32 protein-coding genes and 1 tRNA gene are annotated in these 23,431 nt (G+C 64.4%); 6 read left to right on the top strand and 27 right to left on the bottom strand.

What is annotated here, in order from left to right; all coding sequences use genetic code 11:
- Positions 1-6: 6 nt before the first annotated feature.
- From NDI54_RS06200 to NDI54_RS06085, 24 genes are read right to left on the bottom strand one after another with little or no spacing between them, the layout of a single operon-like run.
- Positions 7-498 (bottom strand): uL15m family ribosomal protein, encoded by a 492-nt coding sequence (locus tag NDI54_RS06200; protein WP_310895594.1) that lies wholly within the window; start codon positions 496-498, stop codon positions 7-9.
- Positions 498-962, bottom strand: coding sequence for a 50S ribosomal protein L30 (gene rpmD / locus NDI54_RS06195; RefSeq protein ID WP_310895593.1), 465 nt, complete (start codon positions 960-962; stop codon positions 498-500). Before rpmD ends, NDI54_RS06200 begins: the two co-directional genes overlap by 1 nt.
- Positions 962-1,600 carry a 30S ribosomal protein S5 gene (locus tag NDI54_RS06190; RefSeq protein WP_310895592.1) on the bottom strand — a complete coding sequence of 213 codons (639 nt, stop codon included), beginning with the start codon at positions 1,598-1,600 and terminating at the stop codon, positions 962-964. Before NDI54_RS06190 ends, rpmD begins: the two co-directional genes overlap by 1 nt.
- On the bottom strand, positions 1,597-2,160 hold the full coding sequence (locus NDI54_RS06185) for a 50S ribosomal protein L18 (protein ID WP_049909163.1): 564 nt from the start codon (positions 2,158-2,160) through the stop codon (positions 1,597-1,599). Before NDI54_RS06185 ends, NDI54_RS06190 begins: the two co-directional genes overlap by 4 nt.
- On the bottom strand, positions 2,160-2,609 hold the full coding sequence (locus tag NDI54_RS06180) for a 50S ribosomal protein L19e (protein ID WP_310895591.1): 450 nt from the start codon (positions 2,607-2,609) through the stop codon (positions 2,160-2,162). Before NDI54_RS06180 ends, NDI54_RS06185 begins: the two co-directional genes overlap by 1 nt.
- Entirely contained in the window at positions 2,609-3,463 is an 855-nt protein-coding gene (locus NDI54_RS06175; RefSeq protein ID WP_406600168.1) for a 50S ribosomal protein L32e, read from the bottom strand. Before NDI54_RS06175 ends, NDI54_RS06180 begins: the two co-directional genes overlap by 1 nt.
- On the bottom strand, positions 3,463-3,999 hold the full coding sequence (locus NDI54_RS06170; protein WP_004591564.1) for a 50S ribosomal protein L6: 537 nt from the start codon (positions 3,997-3,999) through the stop codon (positions 3,463-3,465). The genes NDI54_RS06175 and NDI54_RS06170 overlap by 1 nt, the downstream gene beginning before the upstream one ends.
- 2 nt (positions 4,000-4,001) lie before the next feature.
- Positions 4,002-4,394, bottom strand: coding sequence for a 30S ribosomal protein S8 (locus NDI54_RS06165; protein WP_004516956.1), 393 nt, complete (start codon positions 4,392-4,394; stop codon positions 4,002-4,004).
- 2 nt (positions 4,395-4,396) lie between these two features.
- A complete protein-coding gene (locus NDI54_RS06160) occupies positions 4,397-4,582 on the bottom strand; it encodes a 30S ribosomal protein S14 (protein ID WP_310895590.1) in 186 nt (61 codons plus the stop codon).
- A complete protein-coding gene (locus tag NDI54_RS06155) occupies positions 4,579-5,112 on the bottom strand; it encodes a 50S ribosomal protein L5 (protein WP_310895589.1) in 534 nt (177 codons plus the stop codon). Before NDI54_RS06155 ends, NDI54_RS06160 begins: the two co-directional genes overlap by 4 nt.
- Positions 5,109-5,846 (bottom strand): 30S ribosomal protein S4e, encoded by a 738-nt coding sequence (locus tag NDI54_RS06150; RefSeq protein WP_310895588.1) that lies wholly within the window; start codon positions 5,844-5,846, stop codon positions 5,109-5,111. Before NDI54_RS06150 ends, NDI54_RS06155 begins: the two co-directional genes overlap by 4 nt.
- The gene (gene rplX, locus NDI54_RS06145; RefSeq protein WP_310895587.1) at positions 5,843-6,205 is read right to left on the bottom strand and encodes a 50S ribosomal protein L24; all 363 of its coding nucleotides are present in this window, start codon (positions 6,203-6,205) and stop codon (positions 5,843-5,845) included. Before rplX ends, NDI54_RS06150 begins: the two co-directional genes overlap by 4 nt.
- Positions 6,206-6,209: 4 nt before the next feature.
- On the bottom strand, positions 6,210-6,608 hold the full coding sequence (locus NDI54_RS06140; RefSeq protein WP_310895586.1) for a 50S ribosomal protein L14: 399 nt from the start codon (positions 6,606-6,608) through the stop codon (positions 6,210-6,212).
- Complete coding sequence (locus tag NDI54_RS06135) at positions 6,608-6,946, bottom strand: 30S ribosomal protein S17 (RefSeq protein WP_004591559.1); 339 nt, start codon at positions 6,944-6,946, stop codon at positions 6,608-6,610. The genes NDI54_RS06140 and NDI54_RS06135 overlap by 1 nt, the downstream gene beginning before the upstream one ends.
- Complete coding sequence (locus tag NDI54_RS06130) at positions 6,937-7,221, bottom strand: ribonuclease P protein component 1 (protein ID WP_310895585.1); 285 nt, start codon at positions 7,219-7,221, stop codon at positions 6,937-6,939. The genes NDI54_RS06135 and NDI54_RS06130 overlap by 10 nt, the downstream gene beginning before the upstream one ends.
- Positions 7,221-7,436 (bottom strand): 50S ribosomal protein L29, encoded by a 216-nt coding sequence (gene rpmC / locus NDI54_RS06125; RefSeq protein WP_310895584.1) that lies wholly within the window; start codon positions 7,434-7,436, stop codon positions 7,221-7,223. Before rpmC ends, NDI54_RS06130 begins: the two co-directional genes overlap by 1 nt.
- Positions 7,433-8,350: a 30S ribosomal protein S3 gene (locus NDI54_RS06120; RefSeq protein ID WP_310895583.1), complete on the bottom strand. Its 918-nt coding sequence runs from the start codon at positions 8,348-8,350 to the stop codon at positions 7,433-7,435. The genes rpmC and NDI54_RS06120 overlap by 4 nt, the downstream gene beginning before the upstream one ends.
- Positions 8,350-8,817, bottom strand: coding sequence for a 50S ribosomal protein L22 (locus NDI54_RS06115; RefSeq protein WP_310895582.1), 468 nt, complete (start codon positions 8,815-8,817; stop codon positions 8,350-8,352). Before NDI54_RS06115 ends, NDI54_RS06120 begins: the two co-directional genes overlap by 1 nt.
- A gap of 2 nt (positions 8,818-8,819) precedes the next feature.
- Positions 8,820-9,242, bottom strand: coding sequence for a 30S ribosomal protein S19 (locus tag NDI54_RS06110; protein WP_310895581.1), 423 nt, complete (start codon positions 9,240-9,242; stop codon positions 8,820-8,822).
- Positions 9,239-9,961 carry a 50S ribosomal protein L2 gene (locus NDI54_RS06105; protein WP_310895580.1) on the bottom strand — a complete coding sequence of 241 codons (723 nt, stop codon included), beginning with the start codon at positions 9,959-9,961 and terminating at the stop codon, positions 9,239-9,241. Before NDI54_RS06105 ends, NDI54_RS06110 begins: the two co-directional genes overlap by 4 nt.
- Positions 9,962-9,963: 2 nt before the next feature.
- Positions 9,964-10,221 carry a 50S ribosomal protein L23 gene (locus NDI54_RS06100; protein ID WP_137684366.1) on the bottom strand — a complete coding sequence of 86 codons (258 nt, stop codon included), beginning with the start codon at positions 10,219-10,221 and terminating at the stop codon, positions 9,964-9,966.
- The gene (rpl4p, locus tag NDI54_RS06095; protein ID WP_310895579.1) at positions 10,218-10,958 is read right to left on the bottom strand and encodes a 50S ribosomal protein L4; all 741 of its coding nucleotides are present in this window, start codon (positions 10,956-10,958) and stop codon (positions 10,218-10,220) included. Before rpl4p ends, NDI54_RS06100 begins: the two co-directional genes overlap by 4 nt.
- 3 nt (positions 10,959-10,961) lie before the next feature.
- Entirely contained in the window at positions 10,962-11,978 is a 1,017-nt protein-coding gene (gene rpl3p, locus NDI54_RS06090) for a 50S ribosomal protein L3 (protein WP_310895578.1), read from the bottom strand.
- Positions 11,979-11,982: 4 nt separating this feature from the next.
- A complete protein-coding gene (locus NDI54_RS06085; RefSeq protein WP_310895577.1) occupies positions 11,983-12,828 on the bottom strand; it encodes an RNA methyltransferase in 846 nt (281 codons plus the stop codon).
- Positions 12,829-13,177: 349 nt separating this feature from the next.
- Here NDI54_RS06085 and NDI54_RS06080 point away from each other — a divergent pair.
- From NDI54_RS06080 to NDI54_RS06060, 5 genes are all read left to right on the top strand, one after another.
- Positions 13,178-13,249 (top strand) — tRNA-Gly (locus tag NDI54_RS06080).
- Positions 13,250-13,943: 694 nt separating this feature from the next.
- A complete protein-coding gene (locus NDI54_RS06075) occupies positions 13,944-14,591 on the top strand; it encodes an HVO_2922 family protein (RefSeq protein WP_310895576.1) in 648 nt (215 codons plus the stop codon).
- A gap of 107 nt (positions 14,592-14,698) precedes the next feature.
- On the top strand, positions 14,699-15,031 hold the full coding sequence (locus NDI54_RS06070) for an MTH1187 family thiamine-binding protein (RefSeq protein ID WP_310895575.1): 333 nt from the start codon (positions 14,699-14,701) through the stop codon (positions 15,029-15,031).
- Positions 15,032-15,055: 24 nt separating this feature from the next.
- Complete coding sequence (gene mch, locus NDI54_RS06065) at positions 15,056-15,988, top strand: methenyltetrahydromethanopterin cyclohydrolase (protein ID WP_310895574.1); 933 nt, start codon at positions 15,056-15,058, stop codon at positions 15,986-15,988.
- An 8-nt stretch (positions 15,989-15,996) separates the two neighbouring features.
- The gene (locus NDI54_RS06060) at positions 15,997-16,494 is read left to right on the top strand and encodes a hypothetical protein (RefSeq protein ID WP_310895573.1); all 498 of its coding nucleotides are present in this window, start codon (positions 15,997-15,999) and stop codon (positions 16,492-16,494) included.
- Positions 16,495-16,520: 26 nt separating this feature from the next.
- Here NDI54_RS06060 and NDI54_RS06055 read toward each other — a convergent pair whose 3' ends face one another.
- The 3 genes from NDI54_RS06055 to NDI54_RS06045 form a co-directional block, all read right to left on the bottom strand.
- A complete protein-coding gene (locus NDI54_RS06055) occupies positions 16,521-18,152 on the bottom strand; it encodes a GTPBP1 family GTP-binding protein (RefSeq protein ID WP_310895572.1) in 1,632 nt (543 codons plus the stop codon).
- 265 nt (positions 18,153-18,417) lie between these two features.
- Positions 18,418-19,101: a phosphoglycolate phosphatase gene (locus tag NDI54_RS06050; RefSeq protein WP_310895571.1), complete on the bottom strand. Its 684-nt coding sequence runs from the start codon at positions 19,099-19,101 to the stop codon at positions 18,418-18,420.
- 37 nt (positions 19,102-19,138) lie between these two features.
- The gene (locus NDI54_RS06045) at positions 19,139-19,711 is read right to left on the bottom strand and encodes a J domain-containing protein (RefSeq protein ID WP_310895570.1); all 573 of its coding nucleotides are present in this window, start codon (positions 19,709-19,711) and stop codon (positions 19,139-19,141) included.
- 576 nt (positions 19,712-20,287) lie between these two features.
- Here NDI54_RS06045 and NDI54_RS06040 point away from each other — a divergent pair.
- Positions 20,288-23,401: an adenosylcobalamin-dependent ribonucleoside-diphosphate reductase gene (locus NDI54_RS06040; RefSeq protein ID WP_310895569.1), complete on the top strand. Its 3,114-nt coding sequence runs from the start codon at positions 20,288-20,290 to the stop codon at positions 23,399-23,401.
- Positions 23,402-23,431 lie beyond the last annotated feature (30 nt).

Below are 23,431 nucleotides of genomic sequence, written 5' to 3'. Positions count from 1 at the left end.
TGGTCGTTATTCCTCGTCCGCGTCGTCGTCTGTCTCGGCCTCGGCCTGGCGCTCCTGGCCGAGGTCGGTCAGTTCGACGCTCCCGCCTGCGGCTTCGACCTTCTCGCGAGCGGTCTCGGAGAAGTCGTCGGCGACGAGCGTGAGTTCGTGGCGAACCTGTCCGGCACCGAGTACCTTCACGTAGTCGGCGTCGTCAGCGTCGTCGACGATATCACGGACATCGACGCGGAAGCCACCGTCTTCGACTTCGGCAACGTCCTCGGCGGCCAGCAGCGTGACATCCTCGTCGATCTCGCGAACGTCGATGGTTGCGGCTTCTTCCTGCACCTTCTGCGGGCGCTTGAAGCCGCTCTTGCCGAGCGGTTCGTAGTTGTGGAACTCGTGTTTGTCACGGCCTGCAGCACCGCGACCACCGCGGTGGCCAGCACCACGTCGGTTCTTGTGCGAGCCGCCGCCGTGCGTGCGCGAGCCGCGCTGTCGTTTCTTTTTACTCGTCATTATCGCATCGCCTCCAGGAGGTCGTCGATACCCTCGGTGTCGTGTTTCCCGAGCTGCCCGCCCTCCTTGACGGGGTGTTTGACGCCGTCGTGGCCGCCACGGGGCGGGTGCAGACGGAGCGTCGGGGACAGTCCCTGCTCGCGCAGCGTCGTCTCCTCGGAGAGGAGCGCGAACGCGAGCCCGGAGATGTCGTCGTAATCCGTATTCTCGGCGACCCACTCGTCGTCCACGTCGGCGTCGCCCTCAACGGGCTCGGCGCGCGTCGACAGAACCGTCTCGAGGGTCTCCTGGCTCGGCTCGCCGAAGGCGACGAAGTCGTTGACCTTCGTCACCATGCCACGGTAGGCGTCCGTCTCGGGGACGAGCGTGCAGTGGTTCACGTGGTGGATGTTGAGCATCTCCAGGGTGTCCTGGATGTCGCCGTGCATGTTGACTTCGCCACGGAGCTGGACGAGCGCGTGCATCACTCGATCACCTCTCGTTTTTCGAAGGTCCGTTCGGGGACACGCGCCTGGGCCGTGTTCTCGAGGGCGTTGAACGTCGCCTTCGCGAAGTTGACCGTGGTGCGCGTGTTCCCGCTACTGCGTGTCCAGATGTCTTCGATACCGGCGAGTTCGAGCACCTTGCGGACGGTCTCTCCGCCCGCCAGTCCCAGCCCGCGCGGGGCCGGCTGGAGCTCGACCTCGACGCTCCCGGCCTTGCCCTCGGTGCGCAGCGCGACCGTGTGCGGACGGCCACAGCCACACTCCCAGGAACCGCAGCCACGGGAGACATCGATGATGTTCAGCTTCGCGATGTCGATCGCTTTCTGGATGGCACCGCCGACCTGGTCGTCACGCCCCTCTGCGTAGCCGATGAGGCCGTCGCGGTTGCCAACGGCGACCACGCAGCGGAACTTCACGCGGCGGCCGGAGTCTGTCATTCGCTGGACCATGTTGATGTCCAGCACCTCGTCTTCCAGGTCGGGAACGAGCTGGTCGACGATTTCCGATTCTTTCAGCGGGAGCCCGGAGTTCAGCGCCTCCTGCATGGAGTCGATTTCGCCCTCGACGACCTGCTTGCCGAGGCGTGTCCGTGGCTCCCATCCGTTGTTAGCACTCATAGTTCGATGTCACCGTCCAGTAGGGTCTCTCGGAGCTCGTCGAAGTGCTCCGGGAGGTCTGCAGCGTCGAAGTCGCCGCTGTACAGCGGCTCCTCGAGCTGCTCGTCGTACTCGGCGATATGGGCACCGCGCGTGCGCTGCCAGTCGGCGAGTACGTCGTCGTTGTGCGGAATGTCCAGGCCGGCGTCGATTGCGCCTTCCTGTATTGCGAATACTTTGCTTCCGGGTGTCGGGCTGTTGAGTCCGATGTCGAGCACTGCTTCCTCGATGCCCGCTTCCTTCGCGCGAAGCCCGGCGAGCAGACCGGTGAGGTACGCCGAGGGCATGTTGCCCGTCGGGGCCTCCCAGCCGTACTCGGCGAGGTCGCTCGAGTGAGCGGACGCGAGAGTGTCGTCGCCGTTGGGGCCAAGCGTCACCAGCTGCGCCCTGACGTGTTTATTGCTCTTTCGAGCAACGAGACGTGGCTTACCGGATTTCAACAGGCGCAACCGCTGATGGTAATCGGTTCTGGCCTCGCGGCGTCGCCGCATCGGTACTTTGTATCGTGGTCCTGTCGCCATTATGCGTCACCGTGGTTTGCGTCGATGTAACGTTCGAGATCGGCAACGCTGTCGAACTCGCCACCGCCGGCCTTGTCGTACAGGTCGCGGTACTGCGAACTCGAAAGCGTTCCCTCGTCACGCAGTTCGCGCAGCTTCGTCCGCTGTGCGCGGATGCGTGACTCCCAGTCCTCCTTGGAGTTCTGCCGTGCGCCCGCCTTGCCCTTCCGGGAACCGGCTCCCTTCTGGTGGCCGTACGCACGCTTCTTCTGGCGCTCCCGGGCGCGTCCGCGGGAGTTGCCTTTCTTGTCTTTCGCCTGAATGGCGCCCTCATCGACCAGTTCGCGAACGTCGTCGCGGGTGATCGCGTCGGCGATGTCGCCCTGTCGCTCAGGGTTGAACCAGACGCGGTTCTTGCCGACATCGAGAACGTCAGCCGCGAGTCGCTTCTGTGCGGAGAGATCAGTCATCACTCACTCACCTCGACTTCGACATAGGTGGGGTTGAGCACGCGGATACCCGCGTCCTCGGCTGCCTCTTCGATACGCTCGCGCTTGCGAGCGCCGACCTTCGAGGCGATGCGGGCGGCTTCCGTATCCCCGTCGATGCCGTCCAGGTCGTCCACGTTGTGCACGCGGACCTCCTCGAAGCCCGAGGGGTGCTTGCCCCGCACCGCTTTCGGCGAGCGGAAGCCCGCCTCGACCGTGTCGCCCTTGCCCTTCATGCCGCGGCGCTGCTTCGAGAGCTGGCCACGGGGGCGGCGCCACGAGGTCGAGACGCGCTTTTTCTTGTGGTGGTCCTGGCGGTTGAACTGCGGCTTGCCGACCCGGTGTCGCTGGGTCAGCAGCCGCGCGTCCTCGTCGGAGAGGTCCGGCGTCTTGTCGGTGAGCCCGCGGGCCTGGAGTTCCGTCTCCACGTCCTCGTCGGGCGCTTCTTCGCTACCTTCCTCTTCGACTTCGGCCTCGGTCTCGGACTCGACTTCGAGTCCGCCGACATCGGCCTTGATGCGGGCCGCCAGCGCGTTCCCGATACCGCTGACATCGGCGAGCGCGGACTGGTCGGCGCCGCGGACGGCGTCGATATCCTCGAAACCGGCCTCGCGGAGCGACTCCGCCTTGGACGGGCCGACACCGCTGATGTCAGTCAGTTCGGTGTACTCGTCTTCGGCTTCTTCGGCGTCCTCGGCCACCTGATCGGGGTCCTCGGCGGGCTCGCCGCCGTGGGGCTGCTCGGACTCGATGTCTTCCTCGGGCGCGTCGCCCTGCGGAAGCCCTTCCTCGTTGGCGTCGGCGTCACTGCTCGTGTTGTCAGGATTGTCCGCCATCAGGCGTCACCTCGGTTCGGTTTGCGGGTGATGTACACCCCGTCCTGGAACACGCGCACGTCCTTGTCGTTGATGCGCGTGAGCTGTTCGATGTCCGCGGCAGTCTGGCCGACGGCCTCGATGTCGGGGCCGCTGATGGTCAGCTCCTCGCCGTCGATCTCGACATCCGTGTCGCCGTGGATCGTCGTGCGGCGGGGGGCCTTCTCGCCGAGGAAGTTCTCGATGACGACTTCGTCACCCTCAACGTCGACCTGCATGGGGAAGTGAGAGTAAAAGACTTCCATCCCGTACTCCCAGCCCTCGGTCACGCCGTGGAACATGTTCTCGATGTGGCTCTGGAAGGTACCGATCGTCGACATCGTCTTGGCGTTGTCCTCATCGGATTCGATGACGACCGTGTCGCCGTCGACGGACACGTCGATGTCAGGGTACCAGAGCCGACGTGTGACGCTGCCGTTGTCCCCCTCGACGGTGATGTCAAGGTGGTCCTGCTCGGCGTCCACGTCCTCCGGAATCTCCAGTTCTACTCGTGGCATTGTTAGTATACGTACGCGATGACTTGGCCACCAACGCCCTGCTCACGAGCCTCGTAGTGGCTCATGATGCCGTGGCTGGTCGTGACGACGAGGGTCCCGTAGTCACGGGCGGGGAGGAACCGCTTCTCCCACTTTTCGAACTCGTCGGCACCCGCTGAGTAGCGGGGCTTGACCGGGCCACACTCGTTGATGGCTCCTTTCAGTTCGACTTCGAACTCGCCGGCTTTGCCGTCGTCGACGAAACTGAATCCGTCGATGTACCCGCGGTCGTAGAAGACCTCGAGGACGCTGCCGATCTCGTTCGAAGCGGGCGATACTGTCTGCTCTAAGTGCCCGACGCTTTCGGCGTTGTTAAGCGCCGACAGTGCGTTGGCAAATGGGTCGTTCCCTGTCATTGTTAGCTGTACTTCCTGAAGCCCATGCCCCGCGAAATCTCGCGGAAGCACTGGCGGCACAGCCAGATGTCGTACTTGCCAACGAGTCCCTGTTCGCGCCCGCAGCGCTGACAGGACTCGAGCTGGCCAGTTCGCTCGCTGGATGCCGTCTCGGCCTCGGGCTCGTCTGTGGTTTCACTTTCGCTCATTCGCTCACCTCCACGTCGTAGGTCGACTCGATGAAGGCGACCGCATCCGCCGGGTTGAGTCGATGCTTTGTCGGAATCGAGCGCGACGCCTTGTCGCGCTTGGCAACGCGGTAGCCGGGGCGGACGAGGTTAACCGTCACGTCCAGCCCGTAGATTCCGATGCTCGGGTCGTACTCCTGGCTCGGGAACTCGGTGTGTTCCTCGACGCCGAAGCTGAAGTTGCCGGTGTCGTCGAACTGACTCGTCGCCAGTTCGGCAAGCGGCAGCGCCGTCTGGAGGAACTCCTCGGCCATCTCGGCACGGAGGGTGACCTTCGCACCGATGGGGTCGCCCTCGCGGATGTCGAACTCGCCGACAGTCCGCTTGGCCTTCGTTCGCACCGGCGTCTGCCCGGTGATCTCCCCGAGGATGTCCTCTGCGTTGGCGAGGTCGCGGCCACCGTGGCCGATACCCATGTGAACGACGACCTTCTCGATGCGCGGTTCGCGCATCTCGTGGAAGTCGCCACCGGACTCACTCTCGGAGCTCATTCGTCATCACCCGTCACAGTGTCCGATTCGTCGTCCGAATCGCCCGTGAAGTTCTCGTCGATAACGACGACGTACTCTTCGACCGTCTCGAAGCCTTCGTCGCCATCTTGGGAGACGATGACGTTGTTCTGGGCCGAGCCTGGCGTCACCTGGATCTCCTCGATCTCGCCGACTTCGCCCGCGTGGGCGCCGTCGACGGCGGTGACGAGTGCGCCCTCTTCATACTCGAAGTGGGCCACGATGTCGCCGTCCTCGTTGCCGACGACGATGGAGTCGCCAGCGTCGTAGGTCTGGTCGTCCTCGACGATGAGCGTCTCGCCGTCGTGGAGACCCAGCTGGACATCGCCACCGGAGACGTGGGTCTTGGTGACGATCTTGCCGAGCTTGGACTGGGCCGCGTCCGGGTCGATTGCGGTCAGCGCCAGCCGACCACCCTCGCCGGGGAACACGCGGTAGTACTCCTCGCGCTCGGTGAAGGCCAGGATGTCGAACATCCCGACGGGGCGCTCCTCGTCGGCGATGGCCTTCCCGTTGATGAGGACGTTGTCCTCGTTGAGGGCGTAGCGGGCTTCTTTGCGGTTGTCGGCGTAGCCGAGCACGTCCCGAAGGACGATGAGGAGGGGAACCCCATCCTCACCGTGCGGGCCGGCGCCGGCTTTCACCGTAAACGTCGCGGTCTTGCGCTCTACGGGCCAACTGTTTGGCACCGAGAGTCGCTTCTGGTGGTTACTCATGCGGAATCATCCTCCGATTCGAGACGGGCCTCGCGCTTCTCGTCTTCGAGGTCCAGGTCCGTCACGCGGACGTTCGAGGTGTCAAGCGGTCGCGGGACTTCCTCGCCGTCCGTCTTTTCGAGTGTCACGTCTTCGACGTGGATGACGGCCTTGTCGAGGTCCACCTTGATGACTTCGCCGTCTTCGCCGGCGAAGTCGCCACGGAGCACCTCGACGGTGTCACCAGTGTTGACGCGGACGTTGCGCTGGCCGTACTCCTCGCGGAGGTCGGCCGAAAGCGTCGCCCGGACCTGCTTGTGCCGCTCGTGAAGCGGGGCACGTCGTTGGCTCTTGCGTTGTTTGTCTGGTTGCTTGCTCATGGTTCTATACGATCATCGTCGCTGCTGATGCCACACTGCCGAATCGCTGTGCGACTTCCCGTGCGATGGGACCTTTCAGCTCGGTCCCGCGCGGGTCCTCGTTCTCGTCGACGATGACGGCCGCGTTGTCTTCGAACTTGACGCGGGTGCCGTCGGGTCGACGGATCGGCTTTCGCTGGCGGACGACGACGGCTTCGAGCACTTGGCGACGCATTTCGGGCGTCCCCTTGGTGACCGAAACCGTGATCTTGTCGCCCAGCCCAGCTTTGGGGTGGCGGTTCTTCGTTCCCGAGTAGCCGTGGACGGAAATGACCTTGAGCTGGCGCGCTCCCGTGTTGTCCGCACACGTGATGAGCGAGCCCTTCTCCAGGCCTTGCGTGACGTCAGCACCGAGTGCTTCCATCAGGCATCACCGTCCTGTTCGTCGGCGACCACGCCAACGACGACGTGGCTTTTCGTTTTCGAGAGCGGTCGACACTCTGCTATCGTGACCGTGTCACCGACCGCGAGGTCGAGACAGTCGGGTGCGTGAGCCGGAACGCGGCTCCGCCGCTTCATGAAGCGGTCGTATTTCGGCACCTTCACGTCGTACTCGCGCTCGACGACAACGGTCTTCTCCATGTCAGTGGAGGCTACCTCGCCGTTCAGTGTCTGTCCGCGCACGGAGAGCTCTCCGTGGAACGGGCAGTTCTGATCGGCACAGGTTTCCTCCGGTTCCTGTACGTTCAGTCCTAGCGCCATAGTGAATCTCCTGTGTTCTCTGTGCGACGAGCGGGACGCGCGACGAGTCGGTCGCCGTCGACCCGGACTCGCTGTCCGTCGACGGCGAACGAAAAGGTCGCGCTGTCCTTCGGCACGTGCCACACCCGGTCGGCTCCCTCGATTGTCAGCATCTGTGTCGTCTCGGTGACGACAGTGCCGCTGATACCCACGGCGTCCGGGTTGGACGCCGAAACGACCTCACAGTCGAGGCCGACGAGTTCGTGTCGTGGGAGCGTCTCGGGTGTTAGTGGCATTATTCGTTCTCCTGCAGGTCGCCTTCTTCGCCCTGCACCGTCTTGATGCGGGCGATGGCCTTGCGCAGCTCCTTGATGCGACCGGGGTTCTCCGGCGCACCACCCGCGGCCTGGACGGCCCGGGCGTTCAGCAGTTCGGTCTTCAGGTCGCCGAGTTCCGCCTCGCGTTCGGCGGGCGTCATGTCTCGAATCTCCTGGACGTGGAGGACGGTCATTCGTCGTCACCCTCCTCGTCGTCCATTTCGTCCATGAGTTCTTCGGCTTCCGCCTCGACATCCTCGTCGAGTTCCTCATCGACGGCTTCTTCGAGTTCGTCGACATCGACATCCTCGACATCATCGTCAGTCGGGACCTCAACGTCTTCCTCGACGATCTCCTCGTCGACGAACTCCTCGTCGTCCTCGGAGTCGTCGTCGGCCCCGGCGGCCACGTCCTCGTCGAGTTCCTCGGCCGTCTCGCTGTCGTCGGGCTCGCCTTCGAGGAGTTCCTCGACAGACTCGCCGTCGGTGTCGGCCACGTAGTCCTCGACATCGACATCCTCGTAGATCTCGAAGTCGTCGGGGAGCTCCGCGTCCGGCGGGATGATCTTGACTCGGACCCCGATGGTCCCGAGCTTCATCACGGCCACGCCGACGCCGCTGTCGACGATCTCTTCCGCGGGCTCGCCGTTGTGCTTGACGTAGCCGCGGTTGAACTTCTCCACGCGTGAGCGTGCACCCGTGACCTTCCCGGAGAGGACGATCTCTGCGCCGAGTGCGCCCGACTCCATGATCCGGTCGATGGTGGTGTGGCCCGCTTTGCGGAAGTACCAGCCACGCTCGAGGGCGTTGGCCAGTCGGTCCGCGACGATGCGGGCATTGAGGTCCGGCTCGTCGACTTCCTGCACGTCGACCTGCGGGTCGTCGAGGTTGAACCGGTCCTCGAGTTCCGTCGTGATCTTCCGGATGTTCTTCCCGCCCTTGCCGATGACCATCCCTGGCTTCTCGGCTTTGAGCACGATCTGGGTCCCCATCGGCGTCTTGGCGACATCCATGCCGCCGTAGCCGGCGCGACCGAGTTCCTCTGCGAAGAACTCGTCGATCTGGGTCCGCTGGAGGCCGTCCTCGATGAACTGTTGTTCGTCGGCCATTAGTCGTCGTCCTCCTGTTCTTCGAGGATGAGTTCGACATCGACCTGCGGGCTGTTCCACGCCGAGGCACGCCCCATCGCGCGGGGCTTGCGACCCTGCTGCTCGCCGACCTTGTGGGCGGCGACGTGCGTGATCGTCATGGCCTCACCGTCGAAGCCCTGGTGGTCGGCGTTGCCGACCGCGTTCTCGAGCAGGTCGAGGAAGGCCTTGCTGGCCTTCTCCGGGTAGCGTCCGGCGTCCCAGCCGTCGACCTTGCTTTTGTGGCCGACGCCCGAGTTGTGCTGTTTGAACGGAACGGGCTGGTCGCCCTCGATAACCGCTTCGAGGTAGTCGACAGCCTCGCCGGCCGTCTTGCCCTTGATCTCGCGGGCGATGGCCTTGCTGTGCTTGAAGCTCATCTGCCGCTCCCGGAGCATCGCTTTGGCCGTCGTGTCCGGGTCGGCTTCGACTGAGTAGCTGATTCCCATGATTATTTGAGCGGTACGAACTTCGAGGAGCGTGTCGCTCCGATACCGGCCTGACCGTGTTCGACGCTACTCCGTGTGAGCTGGAACTCACCGAGGTAGTGGCCGAGCATCTCGGGCTCGACGTTGACACGCTCGAAGTTCTGGCCGTCGTGGACGGCGAAGGTCAGCCCGACCATCTCCGGGACCACCGGCATGTCGCGCAGGTGGGTCCGGATGGGGTCGTTGGCTGTCTCCTCTTCGCCGGCCTCGCGAGCCTTTTCGAGGAGCTTGTGTTTCTCCTCGGTCAGGCCGCGTTCGATACTTCGCCGCTGTCGAGCGGGGAGCAGTTCCGCGACTTCCTCGAGCTCCATCTCCTGCAGCTCGTCGAGCGTGTGGCCGCGGAAGGAGAACTCTCCTTCGTGGCCGATTTGATACTCTGAACTCATTCGTTCCCACCTCGACCAGTCCGCTTCGAGGCGATGTCCCCGACCTTACGGCCAGGCGGGGCGTTCCGCGAAATGGACTTGGGTTTGCCGGGGTGCTGGCGGCCACCGCCACCGAACGGGTGGTCGACGGCGTTCATCGCCACACCACGGACACGCGGGTACTTCGTCCCGCGCGCTTTCATCTTGTGATGCTTGTTGCCAGCCTTCACGAACGGCTTGTCAGTTCGGCCGCCACCGGCGACGACGCCGATGGTGGCACGACACTGCGGGTCAAGCCGCTTCATCTCCCCGGAGGGGAGCTTGACGACCGCGACGTTGCGGTCGTGGGTGAGTAGCTGGGCGTTGACGCCCGATGCACGGGCGAACTTCCCACCGTCACCGGGGCTGGATTCGACGTTACACACCGGGACCCCCTCTGGGATCTCCGCCAGCGGGAGCGTGTTCCCGGGTGCGATCTCGGCACTGACGCCGACCTGTAGCTCGTCGCCCACCCCGACGCCTTCCGGCGCGAGGATGAGTCGGCGGTCGCCGTCTTCGAACTCGACGGCGGCGACCGGAGCCGAGCGGGCCGGGTCGTGCTCGATGTCGACGACCGTGCCGGCGATAACGTCGCCGTCCTCGACCTTGCGGTGCTCCAGATTCGCCTTGTAACGGTGCGACGGAGCACGGAAGGTGGAGGTCCCGCGGCCGCGCCGTTGTCCTTGGATTCGTCGTCCCATGGTTAGAACACCCCAATTCTGGAGGCGACTTCCTGGGCGTCGTCGTCCTCGGAGAGGCGAACGACGGCCTTCTTTTCGCCGTCCATCGTGTTCTGCGTGTTGACCTGTACGACAGTCACGTCGTACTGCTCCTCGACGGCGTCGGAGACCTCGCCCTTGGAGGCGCGGTCGTCGACGGCGAACTGGAGCTTGTTCTGGAAGTCCATGTCGTTCATGGCCTTCTCAGTGACGTGTGGGTGTTTGATGACATCCCAGCTCATCGCTCGGCCACCTCCGCGAGTGCGGATTCCGTAAAGACGGTGAGTCGACCGGGCGAGCCACCGGGTGCGAGGTCTTCCGTGTTGACCTCGCTGGCGGTCGCCACGTCGGCCCCCGCGAGGTTGCGGGCGGCCGTCGACGGCTCGTCGCTGGTCACGAAGAGGATGGAGGCGGGGCGGCGGTACTTCCGTCCGCGGGCCGACCCCTGGCCTGCCTTGATCTTCGTGTCGTCGGCGCGCTCGATGTCCGCGTGGACATCGAGCGCCTCCAGCAGCGAGACGACTTCCTGCGTCTTGACGAGGTCCTCGAAGTCGTCGGAGACGACGACGGGCACTTCGCCACGGTCGAACTCGTGGCCGCGGTCGGCGACGAGGTCGGCGTCAGCCGTCGCGGCCAGCGCCGAGCGAACGGCCAGTTGCCGTTCCTTGTCGTTGAGGTCGAGCGAGCGGTCCTTCTCGGCTTTCGGCGGGTGGGCGCGTCGCCCCTTGACCGCCTGCGGGACGCGGCGGGCACGGCCGTCCTGCTTCGGGACGTGTGCCTGCCCGCGGCCGCTACCGAAGGACTCGGCCGGCGTTCGAAGGCCGGCGTACTCGTCGGACCCGTAGTCCTGCTTTCGGTTGGCCTGAGCGGCGCGTACAGCTTTACCGATGAGGTCGGACCGAACCGGCGTCTCGAAGACATCCGGAAGGTCGACCTCGCCGTCTGCGTTGCCGTTCAGGTCGTGGATTGTTGCCTGCATAGGTTATCCCTGATTCGATTCGTTGGAGACGTAGCGCACCTCGGGGTCGAGGCGCGGTTGGTCGTTCGGACGCACCGCGGGCCGGAAGCGCACCAGGCGCTTGTCCGGACCTGGCACGGAGCCCTTCACGAGCGTGTACGGCCCATCGACTTCGCCGTAGTTGACGAAGCCACCGTCGACGGTAGCGTCGTCGCCGTCGGCGATGTCGATGAGGCGCTTGTTGAGCTCGGTGCGCTGGTGGTAGCCGGTCTGCCCCTGCTGGGGGACCGTCGAGCGCACACGGGACGGGTTCCACGGACCGAGGTTGCCGATCCGTCGGCGCCATCCCTGGCGGGCGTGCTTGCCTTTCCGCTTCTGGACGCCCCATCGCTTGACGGGACCCTGCGTCCCTTTGCCTTTCGTGACACCGGCCACGTCGGCGTACTCGCCGGCGCGGAAGATGTCGTTCATGGCGTGCTCGCCACCGTCCTCGACGAGGTCGAGGGCGTGGTCGAGGCGGTCGGAAACGGAGCCGCCGCCGACGCGAGTCTCCATCACGTCGGGCTTTTTCTTCGGGACGCTCGGGACGGCGTCGGGGACGGTGTGCGTAATGAGTCGCACGTCCCCGAGGTCACCGGCCTCGAGTGCGTCACGTACCTGTTCCTCAGCAGCGTCCGGGTCGTGGTCCTCCGGAACGTCCAGGGTCCGGTCGAGCTCCGAGTGGAACTCGTCGGTCCAGACTTCCGTCAGCGGACGCTGACCGTACGGCGTGTCTTCGTACGCTCGCAGGGCAACGGCGCGCATCGGCGGCGTCTCGATGACTGTCACCGGGACAGTCTCCTCCATCCCCTCGCGGGGGGAGTTAGGTTCGTCGTTGACGAGCACGACGTGTGTCATGCCAGCCTTGTAGCCGGCGAACCCTTGGACGCCCGGCTGGCCGTCGTCAGACGGCCAGCTGTTGAAGCGAGGCGTCTCGCTCGTCGAGCGCTTGCGCGGGCCGAAGCCCAGCGAGCCTTTGCGTGGTCTGCTTGGTTGTGGCATTCGTTTACTCCGTGAGGGTTAGACAGGTGAGGGAGGCGAACAGAGCTTCCTCCGTTCGCACGACCTCACTGCCCTGGTTCGGAACCGTATTCAGCCAGAGGTCGAACCCTTCTGGTTCGTCGCTCGTCTGGTCTCCCCCGACGGCGTCCGGGGCAACGTCGAGTATCGACGGTAACCCGCGCTCGGGTGCCCCGAAGGCGACGGTCATGCCGCCCTCGGCGTCGCGCCGCTCGGCCAACTGGCCGAGACGGGTCGACGTTACCGGCTCGCCGTACCGCGATGACGCGATAGTGAGCCCGGCATCGTCGCGCGAGAGTGCCGCATCGAGGTCCGCGGCGATAACGTCGAATCCCGTTGTGGGGGCGTCGACGAGTTTCGCCCGGACCGGCCGTCGCGAAGAGACCCTGACGGTCACGCGCTCCCCCTGTTCCACGTCCATATCCGCTGGGACGGGAAGGGAGATCGGGTGTTGCATGCCGCAATTGACCCGGACGCGCCCATCAGCTCCGACCTCGGTCACGATTCCCTGTCTTAACGACCCCGAACCCTCAGATCCGGAGCCGGTCTGTGAACGCACGCGGAGCGGCGGCAGGACGCCGACGTACTCCAGTTCGTCCCGCTTACCCCACATCTCCTTTCGGAGGTGCGGGGGCGTCGCGGCGTACCGCAGCACGGTTTCGACGAACCCGTCTTCCCACTTGCCCGCCCCGTCAGGGTCGGGGTACACTGTCAGCCGATCAACCCGGTAGATCGTGGCCGCGCGGGCCACGTAGCCGAGCTTGCGAGTTGCCTCGCGTCTGTCTTCGGCTTCCCGTGCGAGGGAAGACGGCACGAGTACGCTGGTCGTCATGCCGTGACGCTTCCACGTCGCGCCACTAGACTGTGCCGATATCTCCCCTTCCCGGACTTAAAAAGACCCCGTTTCGTGATCGCGGTGAGTCGCGTTCACATGGTCCGTCATGCCGGTTCGGAACCGATGCAACCGTTGGCTAGATTGCCGCTTCCGAAAGCCCGTGTCCCGTGACGGCATCACACGATTCGCGGTCAACCGGGACGGCGATTGCCCTCACTTCCCACGGTTTTCCCCGGAAAACGGAAGGCTTTTTACTCTCACCCCCGCCAGATTTGATTGCAACGAGACGCTACCTGCGCTGGTACTGAGCGACCCACGGTCGCGAAGGTCAGTGCGAACGAAGTGAGCGCTGGTAGTGTAGTTGGTATCACGTGACCTTGCCATGGTCACAACCTGGGTTCAAATCCCAGCCAGCGCATTTCTACGACGAACAATTCCACCGAGCATCGCGTAGCGTGTGCTTGTAATCTGTGAGTCGTGAAATCGAACTGGATTTGAACTCTGCGAGGAACGCGCAGCGAACAGCGTGAGCGAGCATTTCTCGGTCCGGTTCAAACACCGACGGACAGAGTCCGTCGTGGCTCGCAATCGCGTCGCGATTGCTCACTCCCAGCCAGCGCACTTCTCTAATTCCAACCCGACGAGCCTAGGGTGACGCGTTCTCGGTTCTGTACCGTAACTCACTCCTCGATTCGAGTCACAGTGATACCGTCATCCGCAGAAAAATCCGCATAGCATTCGTCACACAGGGGGAGTGACACGCTCTTTCCAGAGTCTACGAATTCGATTCGTGTTTGCTTTCCTGGGGCAGAATTACAGACTGAGCATTCCATATCAGGGGTATTCTTTCTCCCTCGCTTAAAGTTATTTTTCATTGAAACTATTTTCCGGCAGTAGACTGGTTCAATCAGTAGTGGTTCTGTAGTATGTAGCAAACAGGCCCAGCAGTGCTGACGCGCTCGAAATCCCAGGGTATACTGTCACTAAAACCAATAAAACTGTGTCTACGACCTGGCCTGCCAGAAACTCTTGCCGCATCCGAACCGAATCGACAATATCGACCAACGGATGGGGAGTACCATTATCTGGTATCCCATCGACAGTGCGATTGCATGACAGACGAGACGGTCCACGAGTCACAGGAAAAGCGGAGTCGAAGAGGAATCGCGTCGTATTTCCGGCGATTGGCTGACAGGCTCAGTCGCGGCGAGCCCGCGCCGGCTGACGAGGAACAGACTGTGACGGTCGACCCACCAGCGGAATCCGACTTCGAGGTCGAGGTCGAGCGCGAAGACGGGACGGTAAGCCTCGAAATCGACATGCAGTGGGACGAAGCCGAGGGCGAGGTCGAGACCGATGTCGTCGCGAGCAAGGCGACCTTCGAGGTGTACGAGGACAGCGCGGAGCAGTACCGCTGGCGGCTCCGTCACGACAACGGGAACATCATTGCCGACGGTGGCGAGGGCTACGCCTCCAAGCAGAAGGCCAAGCAAGGGCTTGAAAGCGTCAAGAACAACGCGCCCGGCGCGTACGTCGTTGACGAGTCCAAGGACGAGGAAGCGCCCAGTGAGGGCGGCAGCAAGGCGACGTTCGAGCTGTTCAAAGACAGCGATGACAAGGCCCGGTGGCGGCTTCGCCACGACAACGGAGAGATCATCGCGGACTGCGGCCAGGGCTACTCCTCCAAGCAGAAGGCCAAACAGGGCCTTCAGAGCGTCAAGTCGAACGCCCGCGGGGCTGCCGTCGAAGACGCTGAGTAACGGCGTTCCGGACCGAGACAGTATTTTTCGGAAGCTGTAGTGTGCTTGGGAGCGGATCGGAATCGTACTGGGGAATCGTTTAGTCTCGGGCACGCGTGCGACCCGACATGACCTGCATAGGGTTCCTCTCGGTCGCACCGGTCATCGAAGGGAGCATGTCGTCGTACGTCGCCGACGCTGTGGCGGCCCTAGAGGAGTTCGATGTCGAGTACGAGACGACGCCAATGGGGACCATCATCGAAGCGGAGGACAGCAAGGAGCTGTTTGCGGCCACGCACGCCGCCCACGAGGCCGTCGGCGAGCAGACCGACCGCGTGAGCACGTTCCTGAAAGTCGACGACAAGCGGACCGTCGACCAGCAGGCGCGGGACAAGGTCGACGCCGTCGAAGAGCATCTGGGCCGGGAAGCCAGAAGCGGCGCAGTCGAAGGCGGAAATTAAAGGGGAGGCTGCCAAAGACGGCGCATGGACAGTCTCAATCGGATGGCCACGGAGCTCGTCGACGAGGCCATCGACTTCGCGGACGAACTCACGATAGACGTACACGCCCTTGAGGGCGACGCCGCAGTCCTTGATTTCGGCGTCGAGGTCCCCGGCGCTGTCGAGGCCGGCATGCTGCTCGCGGAGATCCAGACGGCCGGGCTGGCGACGGTCCAGTCCACGATGGACACCATCGACGGCGCGCCGTTGAACCACGTCGAACTGTCGACGGACCACCCGGCACTGGCCCTGCTGTGCTCACAGAAGGGCGGCTGGGAACTGGCCGTCGATGACTTCGAAGCGTTGGGAAGCGGTCCCGCACGCGCGCTCGTCGCCGAAGAAGAAGCCTTCCAGCGCATCGGCTACCGCGAGGACGCCGACTTCGCCGTGCTGGCCCTGGAGACCGACGAACTGCCGGACGAGGCCGTCGCCAGCCAGGTCGCCGAACGCACCGGCGTCCCCGAGACGGGCGTGTTCCTGCCGTCGTTTGCGACGGCGAGTGTCACCGGGAGCGTCGTCGCCGCGGCCCGGGCCGCCGAACTGGCCGTCTTCCGGCTGGCCGAACTCGGCTTCGACCCGGTGTCGGTGCTGTCGGCCAGCGGCCGCGCGCCGGTTGCGCCGGTCGCCGGCGACGAAGCAACCGCGATGGCCCGGACGACGGACGCGCTCGCCTACGGCAGCGAGGTCCACCTCACCGTCGACGAGTCCTTCGACCGCTTCGACGAAGTGCCGTCCGTCGCTGCCGAGGAGTACGGCGAACCCCTCGAGGGCGTCTTCGAGGGCGTGGACTGGGACTTCGCGGAACTCCCCGTCGAACTGTTCGGCCCGGCCGCAGTCACCATCGACGTTGTCGGCGGCGACACGCACGTGGTTGGCGAGACGAGCGAGGACGTGCTGGCCGAGAGCTTCGGCCTGTAATCGGGACCGTGCGCTACAAGATCGCGCCGCCGGCCCGCTCGCTCGCGTTTCTCCGGACCGCCCGCGAGGCAATTCCGCTGGTCCCCGACAGCGAGGCCGATTGCTGTCGCGCGATCCAGACGGCGACGGACGTGGCCGACCGCGAAACGGCACGGGAGTATCTGGTGTTCCTGCAGGCGCTTGGACTGGTCGCCGAGAGCGAACGGGGGTACTACCGGACGAGAGACGACCTCGACCGGGCGACCCTCGCAGCGGCGTTCGAGGACTCGGTTTTCGGTGCCGACGTACTCCTCGACGCTCTCGATTTGGAGCCGGTAGACACCGACATCGCATTCGAAGCAGTCCGAGACGAGATTCCCCGCTGGGAGCGCGAACGTCACGCCGACTGGGAGGCTGTCTGGCGGGCGCGCGTCACGAATCTACTGGAGTGGGCCGCAATATTCGGGCTCGCAGAAAGGCCGGCTAGCGGCTACAGGCAGCCGACCGGAGATACCGAGAACCGGTAAGACAACAGACTGGGGACGACGGACCGCTACTCCGCCGGGTCGATGTCGGTGACGGTCCCGACGCCCTTCGAACTCCCCTCGCGGAAGACGAACTTCTGGCCCTCCTCAACGAGATACGAGCGGAACTTGAACCGGACGCGGGTCTTGCCGGCGTCGCCCGGGAGCAACTGCCCGCCCTCTGGATAGAAGGCCGCGGCCTCGCTGACCGTTTCGAGGTGAACCACGGGCTCGTAGCCGTCGCCGATACGGGTGGGATGGTTCAACACCATCACCTCGGCCTCGAACTCCCGAACCGGCGATGGGTCGGCGTCGCTCGGCAGCAAGACCATCCCGCGCTCGATGTCCGGTTCGCGGACGCCTTTCAGCGCGATTCCGACGATGCGGCCGGCCTTGGCCTCGTCGACCCGGTGGTAGTGCATCTCGATGGACCGGACCTCGACCTCGCGGAAGCTCCCGTCCTGCATCGGCCCGAGGAGCAGTTCGTCGCCGGCCTCGACCTCGCCGGATTTGATTGTGCCCGACGCGACCGCGCCGACGCCCTGAACGTTGTACGTCCGGTCGACGTACATGCGGAACTCGCCCACTTCGCCGGCGGTCTTGGGCAGCGCCTCGAACATCTCATCGAGGTCGTCCAGGCCCGCCTTCGTGACGGCGCTGGTGGTGACGACGGGGACGACGGTCTCGGAGATCTCGTCGATGGCCGTGTCGACGCCGTGGCGTTCGACCCGGAGCGGCGTCTTGTCGACCTCCCGCAGCGCCTGCTCGACGTTGCGCTCGACCTCAGCGGCCCGTGTCTCGTCAACGAGGTCGCGTTTCGTAATGGCGACGATTGTCGGGAGATCGGTCGCCAGCAGGATGCCGAGGTGTTCCCGCGTCGTGTCGGTCACGCCGTCATCGGCCGCGACGGTCAGGAGGCCGTAGTCGAGCTTCTGGCCGACGAGGCCGCGGATCGTCGTCCGGAGCCACGGCTCGTGGCCCACGGTATCGACGAAGGAGACGAGTCGATCCGACTCCTCGACGACCCTCGCACGGTCGTCTTTCCGGTGTGGATTGTCCATGCGGATCGGCTCGCCGTCGTCATCGAAGCCATACACGCCATACGAGAGGTCCGCGGACAGCCCCCGCTCGACCTCGTGTGGCTGGACATCGAGAAAGCCACGGGTCCCGCCTTCGCCGTCATCGGCGTCGCCGGTGACCAGCGATCCCACGAGCGTGGACTTGCCGTGGTCGACGTGACCGGCGGTTCCGACGACGATATGGTCGTCGTCCGCGAGGACCGATCCCTCAGAAACCGTTGCAACGCCCACGATACCGTCTGTGTCTGCCGCACCGTTCTCAGAGACGCCGTCGACGCCCCACGTTTTCACCTCCTCGATGTGTGCGCCGGCTTCCTCTGCTAGCAGGCTGAGTACGTCCATCGACTCGGAGAACTCCGCCGGCGAGATGCCGGCGAGACCGCCGTCGTCGGTGACGCCGACGACGTACGTCGCCTCCCCATCCCCGGAGAGAACGCGGTGGCGCAGCTGTGCCGCGAGGGATTCGAGTCGCCCCTCGGACAGGTGGAGGTTCTCGGTGAGCCGTTCTTTGAACTCGACGCTGCCGCCCTCCCGCTCGCCGCGGTCAAGCGCGCGCCGGAGGACAGCCCGGTCGGGGCTCATATCCCTCCGTTACCGTGGGGTAGACATAAGCCTTCCCCGGATTTCGCCCTCCAGAGCCCTCCTGAAGTCGGTGACTGAGTGTGTCTCTCACAGTAGCGCTCGGATGGATATTTATACGCGAAAACGCGGCCACCACGGTCCGTGGACTGAGCCGCCACACGGCGTTTGCGATTGTGTGACGCCGCGCCGTGTGATGACTATTGTCGATGGTGTCACCTGTTCACCTATCCGTTAGCGACTGGTCTGAACGACGGTCACACGACCGTCACTCCCGGTACGGCGCGACCGCTTCGAGAAAGCCGTCGCCATAGGTCTCGTCGGTCACCCGGTCAGCCCGTTCGCGTGCCGTCTCGTCGGCGTTGGCGACGGCCACGGCCTCCCCAGCTAAATCAAACATCTGTGCGTCGTTCACCGAGTCACCGACCGCCAGGAACGCCTCCGGCTCCAGACCCAGTTCCGCACACACGGCTTCGAGGCCCGTCCCCTTGTCGACGACCGGGTCCGTCACGTGGTAGGCGAAGCCGGTGTCGAGGACGACGAGTCCCCGCTCCGTGGCCAGCTCCTCCAGCGGTTCGAGGGGCTGGTCGAGCGACACGACGAGTTCGGTCTCGCGCCACCGATTCGCCAAGTCGATCTGTCCGAAGCCGAAGTCATGGCCCAGGTCGCGGTAGGCCTCGCCGACCGCCAGCGCCGCCTCGTGGTCGCCTTCCAGCCTGAGTTCGTCGGTAGCTTCGACGAACACCACCCCGCCGTTCTCAGCGACGACCGTCCGCTCGATACCGAGAAACTCACAGAGCGCAATCGGGAACGGCATCGCCTTCCCGGTCGCGATGACGACGCGTGCCGGCCACTCGCGGAGGACCGGCATGACGCGGGGGTCGATTGCGCGGTTCTCGTCGGTCAGCGTCCCGTCGATGTCGACGATAAGGGGCGGCGTGTCGCTGTCCATACGTCCGGATTCGGAGCGGCGGATATGTCGGTTGTGGTCAGTCGTCGGTCAGCGTCTCGTAGGCCGCTTGTACCTGCTTGAACTCCGCCTCGCTCCCGCTGTCGGTGTCGGGGTGGACCTCCTTGACCTTCTCCCGATAGGCGGCTTTGATGGTGCTCTGGTCCGCGCTCGGGTCAAGACCGAGGCGCTTGTACGCCTCCGCCGAGGTCGGTCCTGACGACCCCTGAACGCGCTGTCGGCGCTGCCGGCCGCCGGATGTCTGGCGGCGCTGTCGTTGTCGTCCCTGACGGCGACGTTGGCCGCCGTTGGTTGCTCGTGAGCGACGCGCTCGGCGACCGTCCCGTGGCGGCTCCCACTCCTCCCGCGGGCCGGCCCCGAACCCACCCCGGCGGGCGGTACCAGTGTTTTGCGCCGCCTGTCGTTCCACCCGCTCGTAGAGACGCGCGGCCATCTTTCCGCTGATGTGGTAGTACATAAAATACGTCGACGCGCCGAACATCAGCGCCAGGAAGAGCACCGCGGGATTGCCCAGGATCCCCACCGCTGTCAGGACGACTGTCAGGACTCCGAACACCGCTGCGATTCCCTTGGTGAGCCCGTCGTACTGCACGTAGTTTCCTTCGGTCCACAGACCTGTAAGCGTCCCGCCTCTCGGCTTCGCCCGGTCCGGCGTCAGTGTTCCTCGACTCGCACCAAGCCCAACCGGACTGTGGATGCGACCGGCGGAAGGATGCACTGTATCGACACCGCACGGGCTGACGGACCCGTTCTGTCAAAACCGCGGGACAGCGTTGCGTCTGACGGAGCGATACTGACTCCCTACACACTGTTAGTGAGTGTATATTTCCACTCGAAAACCCCCACTAGTTTCCACTGGATATCCAACCCACGTCTGTCGGTTCACGGGGTCCCGATTTCACTTTCACCCCGGTCTGGACAGTATTAAGAAGAATCCAGCACGTCTATTCCGTTGTACGCGACTATCGTTTCACGCGTCGCCAGCACAGATCGACGAGCACCGTAGCCGCGACTCTCGAGATCGCTACGGCCGCCGCGGAATCGCAGACAAGAAGGATTAAACGCTATCGATGAATACGTATTCGCCGCCAGAAATGACAGGATCACGGGTAGCTACGACGAGGGGTATCGACCGACAGACGGCCGCTGTCGGGAGGAGGAGCGGGCGATGAGTAACAGCGACCTTTCCGCCGACGAGATCACGCTGCCGATCAAACGTACCGACGGTGACACTATCGAAGAGCGGCTCACAGGGAACGCCTACCACAACATCCTCCCGGCTCGCTATCTCCGGAAGGACGCCAACGGCGACCTTATTGAGGAGCCCGAGGACCTCTTCGACCGCGTTGCGAAGAACATCGCCCTCGCCGAGGCCGTCTTCGAGGCCGACAAGCAGGGCGTCGACGTGACCGTCTCGCCTGACCAGCTGAAGCCCGACCACCCGCGCCGCGACGAACTCGCCGATGAAGTGTTCGGCAAGGGAACGTCGGTCGACGACGATGTCGAGACCGACCTCTCTGTCTACAACGTCAACAAGTTCGCCTACGAGACGGTCGTGCCGGAACTGCCCGAAGGTGTCCGCGAACACGTCGAATCGACCGCCGACGCCTTCCAGGAGCAGATGGAGCAACTCTCCTTTATGCCGAACTCGCCGACGCTGATGAACGCCGGCGACGAACTGCAGCAGCTCTCTGCCTGTTTCGTCGACTCACCGGGTGACGACATCGACGACATCCACCAGACCGCCAAGGAGGCCGCGCAGGTCTTCCAGTCCGGCGGTGGCATGGGCTATGCCTTCTGGAAGCTCCGCCCGTACGGCGACCCCGTCGGCTCGACCGGCGGCATCGCCTCCGGGCCGATCACGTTCATGCGGACCTACGATCAGATGTGCGAGACCATCGCCCAGGGTGGGGCCCGCCGCGGGGCTCAGATGGGCGTCATGCGTGTTTCTCATCCGGATGTCATCCAGTTCATCCACGCCAAGAACAAGGATGTCTCACTGGCCGAGACGCTGCGCCTGAACGACCCGGACGACTTCACGCACAACTCCTTCGCCGAAGCACTGGAGGAGGCCCGCGAACTCATCGACGACGACGGAAAGGTCCCCAAGCACCTCCGCAACGCCGTCGAGGGCCACCTCTCGAATTTCAACATCTCCGTCGGCGTCACCGACGACTTCATGGAGGCGCTGAAGGCCGGCGAGGAGTTCACGTTCACGAACCCCCGCACCGAGGAGCCCCACATCGTCACCGAGGAAACGAAGGAACTGTACGACATGTTCGGTCTCGGCGAGCACGTCGAGGTCGGCGAGGAACTCTCGATCCCGGCCGAGGAACTCTGGGACGACATCGTCGAGGGCGCACACGAGAACGGCGAACCCGGCGTCATCTACCTCGAACGGGTGAACAAGCAGCACTCCTTCGACGTGGAGGAACACCCCGACCACGAGATTCTCGCGACGAACCCATGTGGCGAACAGCCTCTCGAAGAGTACGAGGCCTGCAACCTCGGACACATCAACCTCTCGACGCTGGCTGCCACGGATGCGCCGGACTGGCGCGTCTGGTCGGAGGCCCACGCCGACGAGTACGACTCGATGGAAGCCGCTATCGACGCGTTCCTCGAGGACGCCATCGACTGGGACGAGTTCGACCGCCGCATCGAACTCGGCACCCGCTTCCTCGAAAACGTCGTCACGATGTCGGACTTCCCGGTCGAAAAGATCGAACAGAAGGTCCGGGAGATGCGCAAGATCGGCCTCGGTATCATGGGTCTCGCCCAGCTGTACATCCAACTGGGCGTCGCCTACGGGACTGACGAGGCCAACGAGATCGCCCGGCAGACGATGCGACACATCAACCACGGGTCCAAGGCCACGAGCCACGAACTCGCCGAGGACCGTGGCGTCTTCTCCGAGTGGGAGAACTCCAAGTACGCGAACCCGACGGACTACCCCGAATGGTTCGAGAAGCAGACCGGCGAGAACGCCGAGGACTGGGCGGACGGCTATCCGATCCGCAACCACAACACGACAACCATCGCCCCGACTGGGACGACCTCAATGATCGGCAATACCACCGGCGGGTGTGAACCGATCTACAACGTCGCCTACTACAAGAACGTCTCCGACGACGTGCAGGGCGACGAGATGCTCGTGGAGTTCGACGACTACTTCCTCCGAGCGCTAGAGGACAACGACATCGATGTCGAGGCCGTCAAACAGGAGGCCCAGGAGCAGATGGCCAACAACGAGTTCGACGGCGTGGACGGGCTGACCACAGTCCCGGACGCTATCGGCGAGCTGTTCGTCACCACGGGGAGCCTCTCGGCGAAGCAGCACGCGGGCATCCAGGTGGCCTGTCAGGAGGGCGTCGACTCCGCCATCTCCAAAACTGTGAACGCCCCGAACGACTCCACCACCGAAGACGCCGCCGAAGTGTTCGAGTACATCTACGACCACGGCGGCAAGGGCGTCACCTACTACCGCGACGGCACCCGCAGCAAGCAGGTGCTGACCACGCGCGCCCAGAACACCGAGTTCTCGGACATGGACGCCGACGAGATCGTCGCCCAGATCGAGGAGGTCTTCGGCGGCATCGAGGGCTTCCTCGAAGACGAGGCCGTTCAGGCTGCCATCGACGAGTCTATCGAGCAGGTGCTGGGCGTCGCCGACGGGGACGCCGAGTACGCCGAGAAGCAGTCCCGACCGGACGTGCTCCACGGCGTGACCCAACGCATCGACACCGGCTACGGGAAGCTGTACGTCAACATCAACGAGGACCCCGAAACCGACCGGCCGTTCGAGCTGTTCGCCAACATCGGCAACTCCGGTGGCTTCACCGCCTCCTTCACCGAGGCACTGGCCAAGACCATCTCGACGGCGCTGCGTTCGGGCGTCGACCCCGAGGAGATCGCCGACGAACTGCAGGGCATCCGGTCGCCGAAGGTCGCCTGGGACAAGGGCGAGCAGATCCAGTCCATCCCGGACGCCATCGGCACGGCCCTGCGTCGCTACCTCGACGGCGATGTCGACAAGGCCTACCCCGACCAGACTACGCTGGAGGAGACCGCGGAGAAGGCCGACGACGAAGCCGAACACGAGGCCGCCACACAGACCCAGACCGACGGCGGCGCGGCCGCCGCCGCAGCTGACGCAGGTGGCGACCAGCAGGACATCATCGACGCCGGCGAGAGCCCGGAGTGTCCTGACTGTGGCTCGCTGTCGCTATACTACTCGGAAGGGTGCAAGACCTGCGAGTCCTGTGGCTGGTCCGAGTGCTGACGTAGGCGTGTGACACACGGAGTCGGCGTT

Source organism: Haloarcula terrestris (assembly GCF_031624315.1).
GTDB lineage: Archaea > Halobacteriota > Halobacteria > Halobacteriales > Haloarculaceae > Haloarcula > Haloarcula terrestris.
The sequence above is the reverse complement of the archived record's forward strand: the minus strand, read 5'-3'. Positions and strand labels throughout refer to the sequence as shown.

Bases quoted from the DNA above. Each gene is read 5' to 3' on its own strand.
- NDI54_RS06085 (WP_310895577.1), bottom strand. From the start codon at position 12,828: ATGACGACCAGCGTACTCGTGCCGTCTTCCCTCGCACGGGAAGCCGAA.
- NDI54_RS06175 (WP_406600168.1), bottom strand. From the start codon at position 3,463: ATGGCGGACAATCCTGACAACACGAGCAGTGACGCCGACGCCAACGAG.
- NDI54_RS06155 (WP_310895589.1), bottom strand. From the start codon at position 5,112: ATGAGCTCCGAGAGTGAGTCCGGTGGCGACTTCCACGAGATGCGCGAA.
- NDI54_RS06150 (WP_310895588.1), bottom strand. From the start codon at position 5,846: ATGAGTAACCACCAGAAGCGACTCTCGGTGCCAAACAGTTGGCCCGTA.
- NDI54_RS06160 (WP_310895590.1), bottom strand. From the start codon at position 4,582: ATGAGCGAAAGTGAAACCACAGACGAGCCCGAGGCCGAGACGGCATCC.
- NDI54_RS06050 (WP_310895571.1), bottom strand. From the start codon at position 19,101: ATGGACAGCGACACGCCGCCCCTTATCGTCGACATCGACGGGACGCTG.
- rpmD (WP_310895593.1), bottom strand. From the start codon at position 962: ATGCACGCGCTCGTCCAGCTCCGTGGCGAAGTCAACATGCACGGCGAC.
- NDI54_RS06200 (WP_310895594.1), bottom strand. From the start codon at position 498: ATGACGAGTAAAAAGAAACGACAGCGCGGCTCGCGCACGCACGGCGGC.
- NDI54_RS06180 (WP_310895591.1), bottom strand. From the start codon at position 2,609: ATGACTGATCTCTCCGCACAGAAGCGACTCGCGGCTGACGTTCTCGAT.
- rpl4p (WP_310895579.1), bottom strand. From the start codon at position 10,958: ATGCAGGCAACAATCCACGACCTGAACGGCAACGCAGACGGCGAGGTC.
- NDI54_RS06055 (WP_310895572.1), bottom strand. From the start codon at position 18,152: ATGAGCCCCGACCGGGCTGTCCTCCGGCGCGCGCTTGACCGCGGCGAG.
- NDI54_RS06130 (WP_310895585.1), bottom strand. From the start codon at position 7,221: ATGCCACTAACACCCGAGACGCTCCCACGACACGAACTCGTCGGCCTC.
- NDI54_RS06115 (WP_310895582.1), bottom strand. From the start codon at position 8,817: ATGGGAATCAGCTACTCAGTCGAAGCCGACCCGGACACGACGGCCAAA.
- NDI54_RS06040 (WP_310895569.1), top strand. From the start codon at position 20,288: ATGAGTAACAGCGACCTTTCCGCCGACGAGATCACGCTGCCGATCAAA.
- NDI54_RS06165 (WP_004516956.1), bottom strand. From the start codon at position 4,394: ATGACAGGGAACGACCCATTTGCCAACGCACTGTCGGCGCTTAACAAC.
- NDI54_RS06190 (WP_310895592.1), bottom strand. From the start codon at position 1,600: ATGAGTGCTAACAACGGATGGGAGCCACGGACACGCCTCGGCAAGCAG.
- NDI54_RS06105 (WP_310895580.1), bottom strand. From the start codon at position 9,961: ATGGGACGACGAATCCAAGGACAACGGCGCGGCCGCGGGACCTCCACC.
- NDI54_RS06075 (WP_310895576.1), top strand. From the start codon at position 13,944: ATGACAGACGAGACGGTCCACGAGTCACAGGAAAAGCGGAGTCGAAGA.
- NDI54_RS06120 (WP_310895583.1), bottom strand. From the start codon at position 8,350: ATGGCCGACGAACAACAGTTCATCGAGGACGGCCTCCAGCGGACCCAG.
- rplX (WP_310895587.1), bottom strand. From the start codon at position 6,205: ATGAGCAAGCAACCAGACAAACAACGCAAGAGCCAACGACGTGCCCCG.
- rpl3p (WP_310895578.1), bottom strand. From the start codon at position 11,978: ATGCCACAACCAAGCAGACCACGCAAAGGCTCGCTGGGCTTCGGCCCG.
- NDI54_RS06070 (WP_310895575.1), top strand. From the start codon at position 14,699: ATGACCTGCATAGGGTTCCTCTCGGTCGCACCGGTCATCGAAGGGAGC.
- NDI54_RS06110 (WP_310895581.1), bottom strand. From the start codon at position 9,242: ATGAGTTCAGAGTATCAAATCGGCCACGAAGGAGAGTTCTCCTTCCGC.
- NDI54_RS06135 (WP_004591559.1), bottom strand. From the start codon at position 6,946: ATGGCGCTAGGACTGAACGTACAGGAACCGGAGGAAACCTGTGCCGAT.
- NDI54_RS06185 (WP_049909163.1), bottom strand. From the start codon at position 2,160: ATGGCGACAGGACCACGATACAAAGTACCGATGCGGCGACGCCGCGAG.
- mch (WP_310895574.1), top strand. From the start codon at position 15,056: ATGGACAGTCTCAATCGGATGGCCACGGAGCTCGTCGACGAGGCCATC.
- rpmC (WP_310895584.1), bottom strand. From the start codon at position 7,436: ATGACCGTCCTCCACGTCCAGGAGATTCGAGACATGACGCCCGCCGAA.
- NDI54_RS06100 (WP_137684366.1), bottom strand. From the start codon at position 10,221: ATGAGCTGGGATGTCATCAAACACCCACACGTCACTGAGAAGGCCATG.
- NDI54_RS06170 (WP_004591564.1), bottom strand. From the start codon at position 3,999: ATGCCACGAGTAGAACTGGAGATTCCGGAGGACGTGGACGCCGAGCAG.
- NDI54_RS06140 (WP_310895586.1), bottom strand. From the start codon at position 6,608: ATGGAAGCACTCGGTGCTGACGTCACGCAAGGCCTGGAGAAGGGCTCG.